This is a genomic window from Arenimonas malthae CC-JY-1, assembly GCF_000747075.1.
GTDB classification, from domain to species: Bacteria; Pseudomonadota; Gammaproteobacteria; order Xanthomonadales; family Xanthomonadaceae; genus Arenimonas; species Arenimonas malthae.
On record NZ_AVCH01000201.1, the window covers coordinates 1 to 16,887 of the forward strand.

General features: G+C 72.1%; 18 protein-coding genes and 1 pseudogene. 17 read left to right on the forward strand and 2 right to left on the reverse strand.

All coding sequences use genetic code 11. From position 1 onward, the window contains the following. The 8 genes and pseudogenes from N790_RS16535 to N790_RS13495 all read left to right on the forward strand — a co-directional run. Positions 1 to 187, forward strand: a pseudogene (locus N790_RS16535) (hypothetical protein); the annotation flags it as partial. A gap of 4 nt (positions 188 to 191) precedes the next feature. Next, entirely contained in the window at positions 192 to 2,402 is a 2,211-nt protein-coding gene (gspD, locus tag N790_RS13465) for a type II secretion system secretin GspD (RefSeq protein ID WP_043805034.1), read from the forward strand. A gap of 1 nt (position 2,403) precedes the next feature. Continuing rightward, on the forward strand, positions 2,404 to 3,177 hold the full coding sequence (locus tag N790_RS13470; protein ID WP_052385967.1) for an ABC transporter permease: 774 nt from the start codon (positions 2,404 to 2,406) through the stop codon (positions 3,175 to 3,177). Beyond that, positions 3,174 to 4,364, forward strand: a complete 1,191-nt coding sequence (locus tag N790_RS13475) for an ABC transporter ATP-binding protein (RefSeq protein ID WP_043805035.1) — start codon at positions 3,174 to 3,176, stop codon at positions 4,362 to 4,364. The genes N790_RS13470 and N790_RS13475 overlap by 4 nt, the downstream gene beginning before the upstream one ends. Beyond that, complete coding sequence (locus N790_RS13480) at positions 4,361 to 5,215, forward strand: glycosyltransferase family 2 protein (protein WP_043805037.1); 855 nt, start codon at positions 4,361 to 4,363, stop codon at positions 5,213 to 5,215. The genes N790_RS13475 and N790_RS13480 overlap by 4 nt, the downstream gene beginning before the upstream one ends. Before the next feature lie 10 nt (positions 5,216 to 5,225). Continuing rightward, positions 5,226 to 6,065, forward strand: a complete 840-nt coding sequence (locus tag N790_RS13485) for a class I SAM-dependent methyltransferase (RefSeq protein ID WP_052385968.1) — start codon at positions 5,226 to 5,228, stop codon at positions 6,063 to 6,065. Then, the gene (locus N790_RS13490; protein WP_084062946.1) at positions 6,062 to 6,961 is read left to right on the forward strand and encodes a glycosyltransferase family 2 protein; all 900 of its coding nucleotides are present in this window, start codon (positions 6,062 to 6,064) and stop codon (positions 6,959 to 6,961) included. Before N790_RS13485 ends, N790_RS13490 begins: the two co-directional genes overlap by 4 nt. Beyond that, positions 6,958 to 7,890: a radical SAM/SPASM domain-containing protein gene (locus N790_RS13495; RefSeq protein WP_043805039.1), complete on the forward strand. Its 933-nt coding sequence runs from the start codon at positions 6,958 to 6,960 to the stop codon at positions 7,888 to 7,890. Before N790_RS13490 ends, N790_RS13495 begins: the two co-directional genes overlap by 4 nt. A gap of 7 nt (positions 7,891 to 7,897) precedes the next feature. Here the strand turns inward: N790_RS13495 and N790_RS13500 are convergent, their stop codons facing one another. Together N790_RS13500 and ettA are read right to left on the reverse strand one after the other, a co-directional pair. Then, entirely contained in the window at positions 7,898 to 8,329 is a 432-nt protein-coding gene (locus N790_RS13500) for a hypothetical protein (protein WP_043805041.1), read from the reverse strand. A gap of 136 nt (positions 8,330 to 8,465) precedes the next feature. Beyond that, positions 8,466 to 10,130, reverse strand: coding sequence for an energy-dependent translational throttle protein EttA (gene ettA, locus N790_RS13505; protein WP_043805045.1), 1,665 nt, complete (start codon positions 10,128 to 10,130; stop codon positions 8,466 to 8,468). Between the two features lie 242 nt (positions 10,131 to 10,372). On the opposite strand from ettA, the gene glyA reads away from it, so the two are divergent. The 9 genes from glyA to thiL form a co-directional block, all read left to right on the forward strand. Then, on the forward strand, positions 10,373 to 11,623 hold the full coding sequence (glyA, locus tag N790_RS13510; protein WP_043805046.1) for a serine hydroxymethyltransferase: 1,251 nt from the start codon (positions 10,373 to 10,375) through the stop codon (positions 11,621 to 11,623). A 10-nt stretch (positions 11,624 to 11,633) separates the two neighbouring features. Then, the gene (nrdR, locus tag N790_RS13515; protein ID WP_043805047.1) at positions 11,634 to 12,149 is read left to right on the forward strand and encodes a transcriptional regulator NrdR; all 516 of its coding nucleotides are present in this window, start codon (positions 11,634 to 11,636) and stop codon (positions 12,147 to 12,149) included. After that, complete coding sequence (locus tag N790_RS13520; RefSeq protein ID WP_052385969.1) at positions 12,146 to 12,625, forward strand: GNAT family N-acetyltransferase; 480 nt, start codon at positions 12,146 to 12,148, stop codon at positions 12,623 to 12,625. Before nrdR ends, N790_RS13520 begins: the two co-directional genes overlap by 4 nt. Beyond that, positions 12,622 to 13,713 (forward strand): bifunctional diaminohydroxyphosphoribosylaminopyrimidine deaminase/5-amino-6-(5-phosphoribosylamino)uracil reductase RibD, encoded by a 1,092-nt coding sequence (gene ribD / locus N790_RS13525; RefSeq protein ID WP_043805049.1) that lies wholly within the window; start codon positions 12,622 to 12,624, stop codon positions 13,711 to 13,713. Before N790_RS13520 ends, ribD begins: the two co-directional genes overlap by 4 nt. A 1-nt stretch (position 13,714) precedes the next feature. After that, a complete protein-coding gene (locus N790_RS13530; protein WP_043805050.1) occupies positions 13,715 to 14,320 on the forward strand; it encodes a riboflavin synthase in 606 nt (201 codons plus the stop codon). Next, positions 14,317 to 15,417, forward strand: coding sequence for a 3,4-dihydroxy-2-butanone-4-phosphate synthase (ribB, locus tag N790_RS13535; RefSeq protein ID WP_043805051.1), 1,101 nt, complete (start codon positions 14,317 to 14,319; stop codon positions 15,415 to 15,417). Before N790_RS13530 ends, ribB begins: the two co-directional genes overlap by 4 nt. 28 nt (positions 15,418 to 15,445) lie before the next feature. Beyond that, positions 15,446 to 15,913, forward strand: a complete 468-nt coding sequence (gene ribH, locus N790_RS13540) for a 6,7-dimethyl-8-ribityllumazine synthase (RefSeq protein ID WP_043805053.1) — start codon at positions 15,446 to 15,448, stop codon at positions 15,911 to 15,913. After that, on the forward strand, positions 15,910 to 16,371 hold the full coding sequence (gene nusB, locus N790_RS13545) for a transcription antitermination factor NusB (RefSeq protein WP_043805054.1): 462 nt from the start codon (positions 15,910 to 15,912) through the stop codon (positions 16,369 to 16,371). Before ribH ends, nusB begins: the two co-directional genes overlap by 4 nt. Further along, positions 16,371 to 16,887, forward strand: a 517-nt coding sequence (gene thiL / locus N790_RS13550) for a thiamine-phosphate kinase (protein WP_043805056.1), incomplete at its 3' end; no start/stop codon positions are given. The genes nusB and thiL, both read left to right, overlap by 1 nt.

The following is a 16,887-nucleotide window of genomic DNA, read 5'->3' on the forward strand; positions in this document are numbered from 1 at the left end:
CGCCACCGCCGGCCCGGCCGCCACCAACCCCGCGCCCGCCGCGGCGCCAGCAGCCACGCCGGCCCCGGCCGCCGAAGGCGAGCTATCGCAGGAACAACAGGTGGAGGCGATCCGCCGGCGCATCGAGGCGCGGCGCGCCCAGATGCGCGAGGACGCCGCGCGCCGGAATGGCCAGAAGGTAGAGTAGCCGCATGAATTCCCGACTCCGTCCCGCCCCCGTGCTCGCGCTGGCCCTGCTGGCCTTCCTGGCCGGCTGCGCCACGCCCGCCGCGCCCGTCATGCGCCGCGGCGACGACCCGATGGCCGGCACCCCGGTGATCAGCCGCGAGGCCACCGGCGCCGAAGCCCAGGCCGACACCGGCGCTGAAGCCGCGGCGTCCGTGCCGTCCTCGTCCCCGTCCGCCGCCACGCTCACGCCCGGCACCGGCCAGGTGATCAACCAGCGCGTCGCCGCCACGCCGCCGCCCTCGCTCGACCAGCCCGGCGAGGCCACCTTCAACTTCGAAGGCGAGCCGGTGCATGCGGTGGTCAAGGTCATCCTGGGCGACCTGCTGCAGCAGAACTACGTGATCGCGCCCGGCGTGCAGGGCCAGGTGACGCTGGCCACGCCGCGACCGGTGAACGCGCAGCAGGCCCTGGGCCTGCTGGAAATGGTGCTGGGCTGGAACAACGCGCGCCTGGTGTGGATGGACGGCCGCTACAACGTGCTGCCCACCGAGCAGGCCATCGCCGGCAACCTCTCGCCCCGCACCGGCGGCGCCGGCGATGCCCGCGGCTACGAAGTGCGCGCGGTGCCGCTGCAGTTCATCTCGGCCACCGAGATGAAGAAGGTGCTCGAGCCCTACGCGCGCCCGAACGCGGTGGTGAGCACCGACAACGCCCGCAACCTGATCGTGCTCGCCGGCAGCCGCGCCGAGCTGCAGAACTACCTGCGCACGGTCGAGATCTTCGACGTGGACTGGCTGGCCGGCATGTCGGTGGGCGTGTTCCCGCTGCTGTCGGCGGAAGCCGACGCGGTGGTGCAGGAGCTCGAGGCGGTGTTCGGCGAAGGCGGCAGCACCCCGGTGTCGGGCATGTTCCGCTTCATGCCGCTGCAGGGCCAGAACGCCGTGCTGGTGATCACCCCGCAGCCGAAGTACCTGCGCGAGGCGCAGGCCTGGATCGAGCGCCTGGACGCCGGCGGCGGCGAAGGCGCGCGCCTGTACACCTACGAAGTGCTGTACATGAAGGCGACCGACCTGGCCGAGCAGCTGAGCCAGGTGTTCGGCGGCGGCTATTCCAGCGGCTCGTCTGCCAGCGGCGGCCCGCCCTCGCTGATGCCGGGCCTGGAGCCGGTGCAGATCCGTTCCATCAACACTCCCGCCGCCGACGCCGCCGACCCGAAGGCGCGCGCCGAGGCGGCCGCCTCGGCCCCGGGCAACGCCGGCGCTGCGGGCGGCGGCGCGGGCAACGGCATCGCCATCGGCGCCTCCGACGACGTGTCGGTGAGCGCGGTCGAGGAAAGCAACGCCCTGCTCGTGCGCGCCACGCCGGGCCAGTGGGAATCGATCCGCCGCACCATCGAGCGCCTGGACACCATGCCGCTGCAGGTGCACATCGAGGCGCAGGTGGTGGAAGTGCAGCTCACCGGCGAGCTCAGCTACGGCGTGAACTGGTTCTTCGAGAACGCCGTCGAGGATGCCGACCTGCCCAGCGCGGCCGGCCGCGACATCTGGGGCGACATCGCCGGCAGCGTCACCGGCGACGGCGGCCTGGGCTGGACCTTCCTGGGCCGTAATGCCGCCGCGGTGGTGTCCGCGCTCGATTCGGTCACCGACGTGCGGGTGCTGTCCACGCCCTCGGTGGTGGTGCGCAACAACGCCGAAGCCAAGCTCGACGTGGGCACCAAGATCCCGGTCAACAGCACCAGCTTCAACCCCATCCTGGGCGACCAGACCGGCGGCGGCACCGGCACTTACACCCAGGTGCAGTACCTCGACACCGGCGTCATCCTCACCGTGAAGCCGCGCATCAGCCGCGACGGCACCGTGTTCATGGAAATCGACCAGGAAGTGAGCTCGCCCGGTGCCGCGCGCCCCGACGACCCGACCGGCAACGTTCCCATCAACAAGCGCAACCTCGTCACCGAGGCCGCCGTGAAGAGTGGCGAGACGGTGATGCTGGCCGGCCTGATCACCGACAGCGTCTCCCAGGGCAGTTCCGGCGTGCCCGGCCTGGGCCGGCTGCCGGTGGTGGGCGGCCTGTTCGGCAGCAAGTCCGACAAGAAGGACCGCTCGGAAGTGATCATCCTGGTCACCCCGCGCGTCATCCGCGACCCGAACGAGGCCCGTCGCCTGACCGACGAATACGGCGAACGCTTCCGCGCGCTCGACCCGCTGCGCCGGGAAGACGACCCGCGCTGACATGCGTCCGGCCGTCCGCGCCGTTTTCCGCGAGCTGCTGCGCCGGGAACTGGAAGAGCGCTACCGCGGCAGCCTGCTCGGCGCGGCTTGGCTGGTGTTGCTGCCGCTGCTGCAGCTGGCGGTGCTGGCGCTGGTGTTCGGCGCGCTGCTGCCGGCGCGCGCCACCGGCGGCGGCGAGCTGCCGTATGCGGCGTTCCTCGCGCTGGGCCTGTGGCCCTGGAACCTGCTGTCCAACGCCGCCAACCGCGGCGTCACCGCGCTCACCGACAACGCCGCGCTGATCGGCAAGGTGGCCGTGCCGCACGGCCTGTACGTGGACAGCCGGGTGGCGGCGAGCGCGCTGATCGACCTGGGCGGCTTCGTGCTCGTGCTGCTGGCGCTGCTGGCCTTCGGCGTGCCGCTGGCCGCGTCGGGCCTGCCGGCGGTGCTGGCCGCGCTGGGCGTGGTGGCGGTGCTGGCGCTGGCGCTGGCGCGGCTGCTGGCGGTGCTGCAGGTGTTCCTGCGCGACATCGCGGCGGTCACCGGGCAGGGCCTGGTACTGCTGTTTTTCCTGACGCCGGTGCTCTACGACCGCGCGGTGCTGCCGCCGGCGGTGGCGCCCTGGCTGGTCGCCAACCCGATGACCGTGCCGGTGGAAACCGTGCGCGCGGCGTTCTCCGGCCTGCCCGTGGACTGGGCCGCGCTGGCCGCCTGCGCGCTGGCGGCGGCGCTGCTGCTGCTGGCGGCGCAGGCGCTGCTGCGGCGGGGCCGCGCGCACCTGGAGGATTTCCTGTGAGCACGCCGCTGGTCGAAGCCCGCGGCCTGGGCAAGCGCTACCCGGTGCTGGGCCACCGCGGCGACCGCGCCAGCGCGCTCTGGGACGTGCTGCGCGGGCGCCCGGCGCGCCGCCACGTGAGCGTGCTCGAGGGCGTGGATTTTTCCGTGCAGCCGGGCGAGTCGCTGGCCATCATCGGCGAGAACGGCGCCGGCAAGTCCACCCTGCTCAAGCTGGTCACCGGCGTGCTCACGCCCAGCGCCGGCCACGTGCACACGCGCGGCCGCGTCGGCGCGCTGCTGGAGCTGGGCGCGGGATTCCACCCGGAACTCAGCGGCCGCGACAACGTGCGGCTCTCGGCCGCGCTGCACGGCCTGGACGCGAAGGCGCTCGCGGCCAAACTGCCGGAAATCGAAGCCTTCGCCGACATCGGCAGCTACCTCGACGAGCCGGTGAAGCATTATTCGTCCGGCATGGTGGTGCGCCTGGGCTTCGCCATCATCGCCGCGGTGCGGCCGGCGCTGCTGGTCACCGACGAGGTGCTGGCGGTGGGCGACGAGGCCTTCCAGCGCAAGTGCATCCGCTGGCTCGACGATTACCTGGCCGGCGGCGGCACCCTGCTGCTGGTTTCGCACAGCCTCTACCACGTGCGAAAGCTATGCCGGCGCGCGCTCTGGCTGCAGCACGGCCGCGTGCGCGCGCTGGGCGACGTGTTCGAAGTGAGCCAGGCCTACGAGGCCGCGCAGGCGGAAAAATCCGCCGGCGAGGCCGCCAGCGAGGCCGCGGCCACCGCGCGTACGCCGGGCGAGGTCAGCCTCGCCGCCGTGCGCCTGAACGGCGACGCCGGCGACGGCCCGGTGGCGCTGGGGCAGGGCGGCGCGCTGCGCTGCGAAATCGAACTGGCCAGCCGCGACGGCCGCCCGCCGGTGGCCATGCTCGGCTGGCTGCACGCCGACGGCACGCCGGTGTACGGCGTCAGCTCGGAAATGGACGGCGCCGCGCCCGAAGCCCTCGGCCAGGGCCGCTTCCGCTTCGTGGTGGATTTCCCGGCGCTGCCGCTGCTGCCGGGCCGCTACCGCCTGCGCGCCATCGCGCTCGACGCCGAGGGCCTGCGCCTGTTCGACCAGCGCGAACGCGAACTGGTGGTCAGCGGCGAATCGCGCGAATTCGGCCTGGTGCGGCTGCCGCATGCCTGGAGGGCCCCGTGAACCGCCTGCCCACCGTCATCGTGCCCATCCACAACGCGCTCGAGGCGCTCGACGCCTGCCTGGCCGCGCTCGACCGCACCCTGCCGGCCGGCAGCGAAGTGCTGCTGGCCGACGACGCCTCCAGCGACCCGCGCATCAACCCGATGGCGCGCAGCTGGTGCTACCGCAGCCCGCTCAAGGCCCGCTACGTGCGCCGCGAACTGAACATGGGCTTCCCGGCCAACTGCAACGCCGCCTTCGCCGAAACCGGCGACGACGACGTGGTGCTGCTCAATTCCGACACCATTCCCACCGCCGGCTGGCTGCAGCAGCTGGCCCGCTGCGCCGCCAGCGACGAGCGCATCGCCACCATCACGCCCTGGTCGAACAACGCCGAGATCTGCTCCTTCCCGCGCTTCTGCGAACCCAACCCGGCGCCCGGGCACCCCGACGCCATCGCCGAAGCCGCCGCCGCGCTGCCGCCGCAGTACCCCGAGTTGCCCACGGCCGTGGGCTTCTGCATGTTCGTGCGGCGCGCCGCGCTGCGCCAGCTGGGTGGTTTCGACGCCGCCACCTTCGGCCTGGGTTATGGCGAGGAAAACGACTTCTGCCTGCGCGCCGCCGCCATGGGCTGGCGCAACGTGCTCTGCGACGCGGCCTACGTGGTGCACCAGGGCGGCGCCTCGTTCGGTCCGCTCGACATCGCCCCCAACGGCGACAACCTGGCGCGCCTGCTGGCGCGCTGGCCCGACTACAACGAGCGGGTGGCGCGTTTCATCATGGCCGACCCGCTGCGGCCGCTGCGGGCGCGGCTGCAGGAAAAGATGGAAGAACTGGCCCGTTCCGGCCCGCAGCGGGACCTGTTCGGCTAGCATTCGCACCATGTCCCCCACGTCCGTCCTGCCGTTCACCGGCGAGCGCTACACGCCCGAGTGCGAGCGCGAGATCGCCTACGAGCACTGGCACCGCTACGCCCTGGCGCGGCCGCTGGCCGCCGGCCGGCGCGTGCTCGACGCGGCCTGCGGCGAGGGTTACGGCAGCGCGCTGCTGGCCCGCGCCGGCGGCCAGGTGCTGGGCCTGGACATCGGCGCCGACGCCATCGCCCACGCCCGCGCCCGCTACGGCGCCGAGCCGGGGCTGCGCTTCGAACAGGCCGACGTGACCGCCCTCGACCACCTGCCGGCGGCCAGCTTCGACCTCATCGCCAGCTTCGAGACGCTGGAGCACCTCGAGGCCCAGGAGCGCCTGCTCGACGGTTTCGCGCGCCTGCTGGCGCCGGGGGGGCTGCTGCTGGTGTCCACGCCCGACAAGCGCACCTACACCGACCTGGCCGGCACGCAGAACCCGCACCACGTGCGCGAGCTCTACCGCGACCAGTTCGAGGCGCTGCTGGCGCCGCGCTTCCCGGCGCGCCGGCTGTTTGGGCAAAAGCTGCTGTTCCAGTCGGTGCTCTGGGACCTCGAAGGCACGGGTCCGGCCGCCGCCAGCACGGACACCGAAGGCGGGCTGGTGGACGGGCTGGCCTACGAACCCATGTACCTGCTCGCCGCCTGCGCGCGCGAGCCGGGCGTGCTCGAAACGCTGCCGGCGCTGTCGCTGCACGGCGACCTGGCCGAGTCGGTGTACGCCGACTACCGCGACGAGGTGCGCCGCAACCGCGCCGCCGCCGCCCACATCGCGCACCTGGAAGCCGAACTGGCGCGCCTGCGGGGCCAGTCGTGAACACCCCGCACGACGCCCAGCCCGCGCTCGATCTCGGCGCGCGCGACATCGGCGTGGTGGTGGTCACCCACGCCAGCGCCTCCACCATCGAAGCCTGCCTGGAGGCGCTGCTGGCCGCGCGCCACGTGGTGCGCCTGCTGGTGGTGGACAACGCCTCGCCCGACGACACCGCCGAACGCGTCGAGCGCCTGGTGCGGCGCGACCCGCGCCTGGGCCTGGTGCGCAACCTCGAGAACCGTGGTTTCGCCGCCGCCTGCAACCAGGGCGCCACGGCCATCGCCCAGCCCTGGATCGCCTTCGTGAACCCCGATGCCTTCGTGGCGCGCGACACGCTCTCGCGCCTGGTCGAACACGCCGTCGCGCGGCCGGGCGCCGGCCTGCTGGGCGTGGAGCAGCGCGACGAACGGGGCGTGCCCGACCCGGCCTCGCGCCGCGCCGATCCTTCGCTGCGCGAGCAGCTGTTTTCGCTGGGCCGGCGCGAGAACCTGTTCCTGGGCCGCGACCCGGCGCAGGCCGTGCAGGCCGTGGACGCCGTTTCCGGCGCGCTGATGCTGCTGCCGGCGGTGCTGTTCGCGCGCCTGGACGGCTTCGACGAAGGCTACCGCCTGCACGCCGAGGACCTGGACCTGTGCCGCCGCGTGCGCGAGGCCGGTTACGAGGTGGTGGTGGCCAACGACCTGGCGGTCACCCACCTGCGCGGCGTGTCCAGCCGGCGCCGGCCGGTGTGGGTGGAATTCCAGAAACACCGCGGGCTGTGGCGCTATTTCCGCAAGTTCGAGGCGGCGGGCACCCCGGCCTGGCAGCGGCCGCTGGTGTTCGCGGCGCTGTGGCTGCACTTCCCGCTGGCGCTGCTCACGCAGGCTTGGCGTCGCCGGCGGCAGGCTTCGCAGGCATGAGCCGCGCGCCCGCCACCAGCATCTTCCTCGCGCACGTCGACATCGTGCACGGCTGCCAGCTGCGCTGCGTCGGCTGCCCGAACTCGGTGCTGCAGCCCAAGGTGCGGCAGGTGGAAGAGGCCGATTTCGCGGCCATCCTGGCCAACATCGACGTGCAGCGCATCCACCTGCTGCGGCTGTTCAACTTCGGCGAGCCGCTGCTGCACCGCAACCTCTCGGGCCTGCTGGCGCACATCCCGCGGCAGAAGTGGAAGGTGGAGCAGGTGGAGCTGTCCACCAACGCGCAGAAGGTTTACTGGGACGACTTCGAGCGCGCCATCGCCAGCGGCGTGCTCACGCGCATCATCGCCAGCTGCGACGGCGACGGCACCCCGGAAGACTACGAACGCCTGCGCCCGCCCTCCACCTGGGCGAAGCTGGAGCAGTTCCTCGAACGCACCAAGGCCCTGTGCGACAAGCACGGCCAGGACATCGAGCTGCGCACGATGACCGTGTGCGAAGACCCGGCCGCGCGCGAGCGCTGGAACGCCTTCCTGCTGCCGCGCGGCTGGACGCCGCGTTTCCGCCGCTGGATGTGGCTGCCGGAATCGAGCCAGAACATGACCGGCCGCGAGCCCCGGCCGGGGCAGGGCGTCTGCCTGTTCATGGCGGACCCGTCCGAATTCACCGAGCACCCCTGGGACGGCGAGGTGAACCAGCTCTACGCCGACGCCGACGGCACCGTGGTGCCCTGCTGCGTGCACCCGCAGGCCGGCATGCTGGGCAACCTGCGCCAGCAGACCTACAACGAAGTGCTGGCCGGCGCCGCCCGCGCCGGTTTCGTCGAGGCGCTGCGCAGCCGCCGCGGCGAAATGCGCATCTGCGGCGGCTGCGAAGTGGGGCCGGCCCGGGACCCGGGCCAGCCCCAGGAAGCCGCGCTCGATTCCTGAGCGGGCCTCAGCGCAGCCAGCCGCGGCGGCCGGCCAGGCGCGCCAGCAGCACCAGGCCCACCGCGATGGCGGCCACGAGGGCCTGCATGCCCAGCGCCATCGCCGGCAATTCGACGCTGCGCGCCATCAGCACGAAGCCCAGGTCCTGCAGCACCAGGCCGGCCAGCGAGGCCAGCAGCAGCGGCATGGCCCAGCGACGGCGCATCAGCAGCCCCAGGCTGCCGGCCAGGCCCGCGAGCACGGCCACCACCGAGCCGACGACGGCCCAGGCCGGCCGCGCGGCGTAGAGTGCCTGCTGGTCGGCGGGCAGCTGGCCCACCGCGCCGGTGGCGACCACCACCAGGTCGGCCGCCACGGCCAGGCAGCCCACGAGGTTCCACAGCAGGGCCAGCACCGCCAGCACGGTGAACCAAACCGGCACCTTGGATTGAATTTGCATCGGACTCCCCTCCGATCCGCCCGGGTCGGGCAGGGGCATGGTCGCGCGCGCCGGCGGGCGCGACAAGTGCGCGGGCCGGGAAAAGAAACGGGCCGCTTGCGCGGCCCGTCCCCTGTCGCCTTGCCCGCGGCGCGGCTTACTTGAGCGCCTTGTAGCGCAGGCGGTGCGGCTTGGCGCCTTCCTCGCCGAGGCGGCGCTTCTTGTCTTCCTCGTACTCGCGGTAGTTACCCTGGTAGAACTCCACGTGCGAATCGCCCTCGAAGGCGAGGATGTGCGTGGCGATGCGGTCCAGGAACCAGCGGTCGTGCGAGATGACGAGGGCGCAGCCCGGGAACTCGAGCAGGGCGTCTTCCAGCGCGCGCAGGGTTTCGATGTCCAGGTCGTTCGACGGTTCGTCGAGCAGCAGCACGTTGCCGCCCTGCAGCAGGGTCTTGGCCATGTGCAGGCGGCCGCGCTCGCCGCCCGAGAGCGTGCCCACGAGCTTCTGCTGGTCGCTGCCCTTGAAGTTGAAGCGGCCGATGTAGGCGCGCGACTGCACCTCCACCTTGCCGATGGTGATGATGTCGCTGCCGCCCGACACCGCCTGCCAGACGTTCTTGTCGGCTTCCAGCGCGTCGCGGCTCTGGTCGACGTAGGCGATCTTCACCGTGTGGCCGATGTTGACCTCGCCCTTGTCCGGCTTCTCCTGGCCCGTGATCATCTTGAACAGCGTCGACTTGCCGGCGCCATTGGGACCGATAATTCCAACAATCGCGCCCGGCGGGATGGTGATGTTGAGGTCGTCGATCAGCAGGCGGTCGCCGAAGCTCTTCGAGACGTTCTTGAACTCGATCACCTTGTCGCCCAGGCGCTCGCCCGGCGGGATGAAGATTTCATTGGTCTCGTTGCGCTTCTGGTATTCGACCGACTGCAGGTCCTCGAGGCGCTGCAGGCGCGCCTTGCCCTTGCTGCGGCCGCCCTTGGCGTTCTGGCGGGCCCACTCGAGTTCCTTCTGCAGCGCCTTCTGGCGGCCCTTTTCCTGGGCCTCTTCCTGCTTCAGGCGCTCGGTCTTCTGCTGCAGCCACTCGCTGTAGTTGCCCTTCCAGGGAATACCGCGGCCGCGGTCGAGCTCGAGGATCCACTCGGCGGCGTTGTCGAGGAAGTAGCGGTCGTGGGTGACGGCCACCACGGTGCCCGGGAAGCGGGCCAGGAACTGTTCCAGCCACTCGACCGACTCGGCGTCGAGGTGGTTGGTGGGTTCGTCGAGCAGCAGCATGTCGGGCTTGGACAGCAGCAGGCGGCACAGCGCCACGCGGCGCTTCTCGCCGCCCGACAGCGGGCCCACCTTGGCGTCCCAGGGCGGCAGGCGCAGGGCGTCGGCGGCGATTTCCAGCTGCAGTTCCAGCGTGGCGGCGTCGCCGGTGGCCAGGATGGCCTCCAGGCGCTGCTGCTCGGCGGCCAGCTTGTCGAAGTCGGCGTCCGGCTCGGCGTAGGCCGCGTACACGGCGTCGAGCGCGGCCTGGGCATTGAGCAGGTCGCCCACGCCCTCCTCCACGGCCTGGCGCACGGTGTGCTCCGGGTTGAGCTTGGGCTCCTGCTCCAGGTAGCCCACCTTGATGCCCGGCTGCGGGCGCGCCTCGCCGGTGAAATCAGTGTCCACGCCGGCCATGATGCGCAGCACGGTGGACTTGCCGGCGCCGTTGAGGCCCAGCAGGCCGATCTTCGCGCCCGGGTAGAACGACAGCGAGATGTCCTTGATGATCTGGCGCTTCGGCGGCACCGTCTTGCTTACGCCGATCATGGTGTAGATGTACTGCGACATGGGGTCTCTCGTTCTGGGGGCGCGAGCGCGGGGCGCGCGGCCGGGACGGGGTGGGACCGCGCGGGAAGCCGCGCAGCCGGTCCGGGATTCGGAGGGTCGCCCATTATCGCGCACCCGGCGGGGTGGGCGCATCCCGGGCCGCCGCGGCCCGGCCCCGGCGGCCCGCGCGGGCCCCGTTCTGGCCGCAAACCCCCGTCGGGGCTACAATTTCGGCCTGCATCCGCCCCGAGGAAGGCCCCCAGATGTTCGCCAAGGATATGAAGATCGCCGGCTACGACCCCGACCTGGCCCAGGCCATGGCCCGGGAACTCCAGCGCCAGGAGGACCACGTCGAGCTGATCGCCTCGGAGAACTACGCCAGCCCGCGCGTGCTCGAGGCCCAGGGCAGCGTGCTGACCAACAAGTACGCCGAGGGTTACCCGGGCAAGCGCTACTACGGCGGCTGCGAATACGTGGACGTCGCCGAGAAGCTGGCCATCGAGCGCGTCAAGCAGCTCTTCGGCGCGCACTACGCCAACGTGCAGCCGCATTCGGGTTCGTCGGCCAACATCGCGGTCTACATGGCCCTGCTGCAGCCGGGCGACACGGTGCTGGGCATGAGCCTGGCCCACGGCGGCCACCTCACCCACGGCGCCAAGGTGAACTTCAGCGGCAAGATCTACAACGCCGTGCAGTACGGCGTGGACGAAAACGGCCTGATCGACTACGACGAAGTGCAGCGCCTGGCCACCGAGCACAAGCCGAAGATGCTGGTCGCCGGCTTCAGCGCCTACTCGCAGGTGGTGGACTGGGCGCGCATGGCGGAAATCGCCAGGTCGGTCGGCGCCTGGTTCTTCGTCGACATGGCGCATGTCGCCGGCCTGGTGGCCGCGGGCCTGTACCCGAACCCGGTGCCGCACGCCGACGTGGTCACCTCCACCACCCACAAGACCCTGCGCGGCCCGCGCGGCGGCATCATCCTGGCCCGCGCCAACGAAGAGCTGGAGAAGAAGTTCCAGTCGCTGGTGTTCCCGGGCACCCAGGGCGGCCCGCTGATGCACGTGATCGCCGCCAAGGCGGTGGCGTTCAAGGAAGCGCTGGAGCCCGGGTTCAAGGACTACCAGCAGCAGGTGGTGAAGAACGCCCAGGCCATGGCCAAGGCCATCATGGCGCGCGGCTACAAGGTGGTGTCCGGCGGCACGCAGAACCACCTGATGCTGATCGACCTGATCGGCCGCGACGTCACCGGCAAGGACGCCGAGGCCGCGCTGGGCGCCGCCCACATCACCGTGAACAAGAACTCGGTGCCGGGCGACCCGCGCTCGCCCTTCGTCACCTCGGGCCTGCGCATCGGCACCCCGGCCGTCACCACCCGCGGCTACAAGGAGCCCGATTGCGTGGCGCTGGCCAACTGGATCTGCGACGTGCTCGACGCGCCCACCGACGAGAACGTCATCGCCGGCGTGCGCGACAACGTCACCAAGCAGTGCCGCCAGTTCCCCGTCTACGGCTGATACCGACGCGATGCACTGCCCGTTCTGCCAGCACACCGACACCCGCGTGATCGATTCGCGCGTGTCCGAGGACGGCAGCACCATCCGCCGCCGCCGAGAATGCGAGCACTGCGGCGAGCGGTTCAACACCTTCGAGGTGGCGGAACTGAAGTTGCCGGCCATCGTGAAGAGCGACGGCCGCCGCGAGGCCTTCGACGAGCGCAAGCTGCGCGTGAGCTTCGACCGCGCGCTGCAGAAGCGGCCGGTCTCGGCCGAGCAGATCGACGGCGCCGTGCGCGCGGTGGTGCACGCCCTGCGCCTCACCGGCGAACGCGAACTGCCCTCGCTGCGCGTGGGCGAGTTCGTCATGGCCGAGCTCAAGAAGCTCGACCAGGTGGCCTACGTGCGCTTCGCCTCGGTGTACCGCAAGTTCGAGGACGTGCAGGCCTTCCGCGAGGAAATCGAGCGCCTCGAACGCGACCTGCCCGGCCTCGAGGGCCTGCAGCTGCCCCTGCTGGACGCCGCGGCCGACAAGGCCAAGCGGTGACCGCGGCGCGCATCCTGCCGCTGGCCGATTGCCCCGGCCACGCGGCCACGCTGGCGCGCTGGCACCACGAACACTGGGGCCATTTCTACGACCCCGCCGACTGGGACCTGGCCATCGCCACCGCCGAACTGCGCGACCACGCCACCCGCCGCGGCCGCCCCACCACCCTGGTGGCGCTCGACGGCGACCGGCTGCTGGGCTCGGTGAGCCTGGTGGACGAGGACGCGCCGGAGCTCAACGACGTCGGCGACGCCTGGCTGGCCAGCCTGTACGTGCGGCCCGAAGCGCGTGGCCAGGGCCTGGGCGCGCGCCTGGTGCGCGAATGCGTGGCGTTGGCGGCGCGTGAAGGCGTGCGCCGGCTGTGGCTGTTCACCCCCGAACACGCATCGTTCTACGCCGCCCTGGGCTGGCGCCCGGCCGGATCGGCCACACTGCGCGGCGTCCCGGTGCAGCTGATGGACATCCTTCCCGCATGAGCGCGTTTTCCGCCCACGACCACGCCCACATGGCCCGCGCCCTGCAGCTGGCCGAGCGCGGCGCCTTCACGACCCACCCGAACCCCATGGTCGGCTGCGTGGTCGCCGACGGCGCGCGCGTGCTGGGCGAAGGCTGGCACCAGCGCGCCGGCGAACCGCATGCCGAGGTGCACGCGCTGCGCGCCGCCGGCGAACGGGCGCGCGGCGCCACCGCCTACGTCACGCTCGAACCCTGCGCCCACCACGGCCGCACGCCGCCCTGCGCCGACGCGCTGGTGGCCGCCGGCGTGACGCGCGTGGTGGCGGCCTGCCGCGACCCCTTCGACCAGGTGGCGGGGCAGGGGTTCGCCAAGCTCGCCGCCGCCGGCATCGACGTCGAATTCGGACTGATGGAAGCCGCCGCGCGCCGCATCAACCGCGGCTTCTTCTCGCGCATCGAGCGCGGCCGGCCCTGGGTGCGGGTGAAGCTGGCGATGAGCCTGGACGGCCGCACCGCGCTGGAGAACGGCGAATCGAAGTGGATCACCTCCGACGCCGCCCGCGCCGACGTGATGCGCTGGCGCGCCCGCGCCGGCGCGATCATGACCGGCATCGGCACCGTGCTGGCCGACGACCCGCGGCTCACCGTGCGCCTGCCGGAAGGCGAGGAATTCGTGCCGCCGCTGCGCGTGGTGCTGGACGAACGCGGCCGGCTGCCGGCCGCCTCGGCCCTGCTCACCGACGGCGCCGCGCCCACCCTGGCCGTGCACGGCGACGACATCGTGCCCGACTACGGCGACGAGGTGAGCGCCTTCGCCGTGCGCCGCCTCGGCCCCGGCCTCGACCTCGCCGCGGTGCTGTCGCAGCTGGGCCAGCGCGGCGTCAACGAACTGCAGGTGGAAGCCGGCGCCACGCTCAGCGGCGCGCTGATGGCCGCGGGCCTGGTGGACGAACTGCTGGTCTACATCGCCCCCGTGCTGCTCGGCGACCGCGGCCGCCCGCTGCTGGCCGGCCTGACGCCCGCCACCATGGCCGAACGCATCGGCCTGAAACTGCTCGAAACCCGCCAGGTCGGTCCCGACCTGCGCCTGCTGCTGGAGCGTGCCTGACATGTTCACCGGACTCATCCAGGCCGTCGGCCGCCTGGCCGCGCGCGACATCCGCGGCGGCGACCAGCGCCTGCGCTTCGCCTGGGGCGCCTTGCCGCACCACGACATCGCGCTGGGCGAATCGATCGCCGTCAGCGGCTGCTGCCTCACCGTGGTGGCCTGGGACGACGAAGGCTGGGATGCCGACGTCTCCAACGAAACCCTGGCCCTGACCACGCTGGGCCGGCTGCCGGTGGGCGCCGCGGTGAACTTCGAACGTTCGCTGCTGCCCACCGACCGCCTGGGCGGCCACCTGGTCTCGGGCCACGTGGACGCGCTGGGCGCGGTCGAGAAGGTCTGGGACGACGGCCGCTCGCAGCGCTGGCGCTTCACGGCCCCGGCATCGGTGCTGCGCTACGTTGCGCCCAAGGGCTCGATCGCCGTGGACGGCACCAGCCTCACCGTCAACGCCGTGGACGCCGCCGGGTTCGAAGTGAACCTGGTGCCGCACACCGTGGCCCACACCGCCTTCGGCGAAACCGCCGTCGGCGCCGCCGTCAACCTCGAGGTCGACACCGTCGCCCGCTACGTCGAGCGCCTGCTGGCGGCTCGCGAGGAATCGAAATGAGCTTCGCCACCGTTCCCGAACTGCTCGAGGAAATCCGCCAGGGCCGCATGGTCGTCGTGGTGGACGACGAGGACCGCGAAAACGAAGGCGACCTGATCATGGCCGCCGAGCTGGTGAAGCCCGGCGACATCAATTTCATGGTCACGCACGCGCGCGGCCTGGTGTGCCTGTCGCTGACGCGCGAACGCTGCCGCCAGCTGGGCCTGGGCCCGATGGTTCGCGACAACAACTCGCCCTACCACACCAACTTCACCGTCTCGATCGAGGCGGCCGAGGGCGTCACCACCGGCATCAGCGCCTACGACCGCGCGCACACCATCCGCACCGCGGTGCGCCCCGACGCCAGCGCCGACGACCTGACCCAGCCCGGCCACATCTTCCCGCTGATGGCCCAGCCCGGCGGCGTGCTCACCCGCAGCGGCCACACCGAGGCCGCCAGCGACCTGGCCCTGCTGGCGGGCCTGGAGCCGGCCGGCGTGCTGGTGGAAATCCTGAATCCCGACGGCTCGATGGCGCGCCGCCCGGAGCTGGAGAAGTTCGCCGCCGAACACGGCCTGAAGATCGGCTCGATCGAGGAACTCATCCGCTACCGGCTCGAGAACGAACACACCGTCGAGCGCGTGGACGAGCGTTCGATCGACACCGCGCACGGTCCGTTCCGCCTGATCACCTACCGCGACCGGCTCAGCCGCGACCTGCATTTCGCGCTGGTGCACGGCAAGCCGAAGGCCGACACGCCCACCCTGGTGCGCGTACACGTGAAGAACCCGCTCTCGGACGTGCTGCAGTGGCAGCGCGCCGATTTCGGCGTCAGCGCCGGCGAGGCCCTGGCGGCCGTGGCCGCGGCGGGCGAGGGCGCGGTGGTGGTGCTGTCGGAGCCGATGACGCCCGACGACCTGCTGGCCCGCATCACCGAAACCAGCCCGCCCGAGTCCCCGCGCGCCCGGGAATGGCGCCGGAACGGCGCCGGCGCCCAGATCCTGGCCGACCTGGGCCTGGGCAAGCTGCGCGTGCTGGGCACGCCGCGGCGCCAGGTGGGCCTGGCCGGTTACGGCCTGGAGGTCGTGGAGTACGTGCCGCCGGGCGGCGCGGGGTAAACTGGCGCCCCCCGCAGGATCCCACCCCATGGCCCACTTCGAAGGCGACGTCCAGAGCCCCGGCTCGGCCCGCTATGCCATCCTCGCCAGCCGCTGGAACCCGCGCATCACCGATGCGCTGGTCGAAGGCGCCCGGCGCGCGTTCGCCGGCAACGGCGTCCCGGCCGAAGCCGTGGACGTGATCCGCGTGCCCGGCGCCTGGGAACTGCCCGTGGCCGCCGCCCAGGCGCTCGACCGCATCGGCTACGCCGGCCTGGTCGTGCTGGGCTGCGTGGTGCGCGGCGACACCCGCCACTTCGAGCAGGTGGCCGACGAATGCGCCCGCGGCCTGATGCGCGTGGCGCTCGACACCGGCGTGCCCGTGGCCAACGGCGTGCTGGCGGTGGACGACTACGCCCACGCCGAGGCCCGCGCCGGCGGCACCCACGGCAACAAGGGCGAAGAGGCCGCGCTGGTGGTGATCGAGATGGCCAACCTGATTGGAAAACTGGCATGAAGCATTCCCGCCCCGACGGCATCGACCCGCACGCGCGTTCGCGCGCCCGCCGCCGCGCCCTGCAGGCCGTTTACGCCTGGCAGCTGTCGAACACCGCCATCAACAAGGTCATCGACCAGTTCCGCAACGAGCAGGACATGGAAGTGGCCGACCTCGAGTACTTCGAGGACCTGGTGCGCGGCGTCGAGCACAACCTGGGTTCGCTGGACGCGGCGCTGTCGGAGTTCCTCGACCGCGACATCGCCCAGGTCGACCCGATCGAACGCGCCGTGCTGCGCATTGCCGCCTACGAGCTGCGCCACCGCGTCGACGTGCCCTACCGCGTGGTGATCAACGAAGCCATCGAAACCACCAAGCGTTTCGGCTCCGAGCACGGCCACACCTTCGTCAACGGCGTGCTCGACCATGCCGCCGCCGCCTGGCGCGCGGCCGAGGCGCAGGCCAGCCGCCGGTCCTGATGCCGGGCGAGTTCGCCCTGATCGACCGCATCCGGGCCCGCGCCCGGCGCCGCGACGACGTGGTGCTGGGCATCGGCGACGACGCCGCCGTGCTGGCGGTGCCGCCGGGCCAGCAGCTCGTGGTCACCAGCGACACCCTGGTGGCCGGCGTGCATTTCCCGGAAGAAACCGCGCCGGCCGACCTGGGCTGGAAGACCCTGGCCGTGAACCTGAGCGACCTCGCCGCCATGGCCGCCACGCCGGCCTGGTGCACGCTGGCGATGACGCTGCCCGGCGCCGACGATGCCTGGCTCGACGCCTTCCTTGACGGTTTCCTCGAGCTCGCCGACCAGCATGATGTTTCGTTGGTGGGCGGCGACACCACGCGTGGCCCGCTGTCGCTCACCGTCACCGCCTTCGGCCTGGTGCCCGCCGGCCAGGCGCTGCGCCGCGACGGCGCGCGCGTGGGCGACGACGTGTGGGTGACCGGCACGATCGGCGACGCCGCCGGCGCGCTGGCGCAGTGGCGCACGCGCG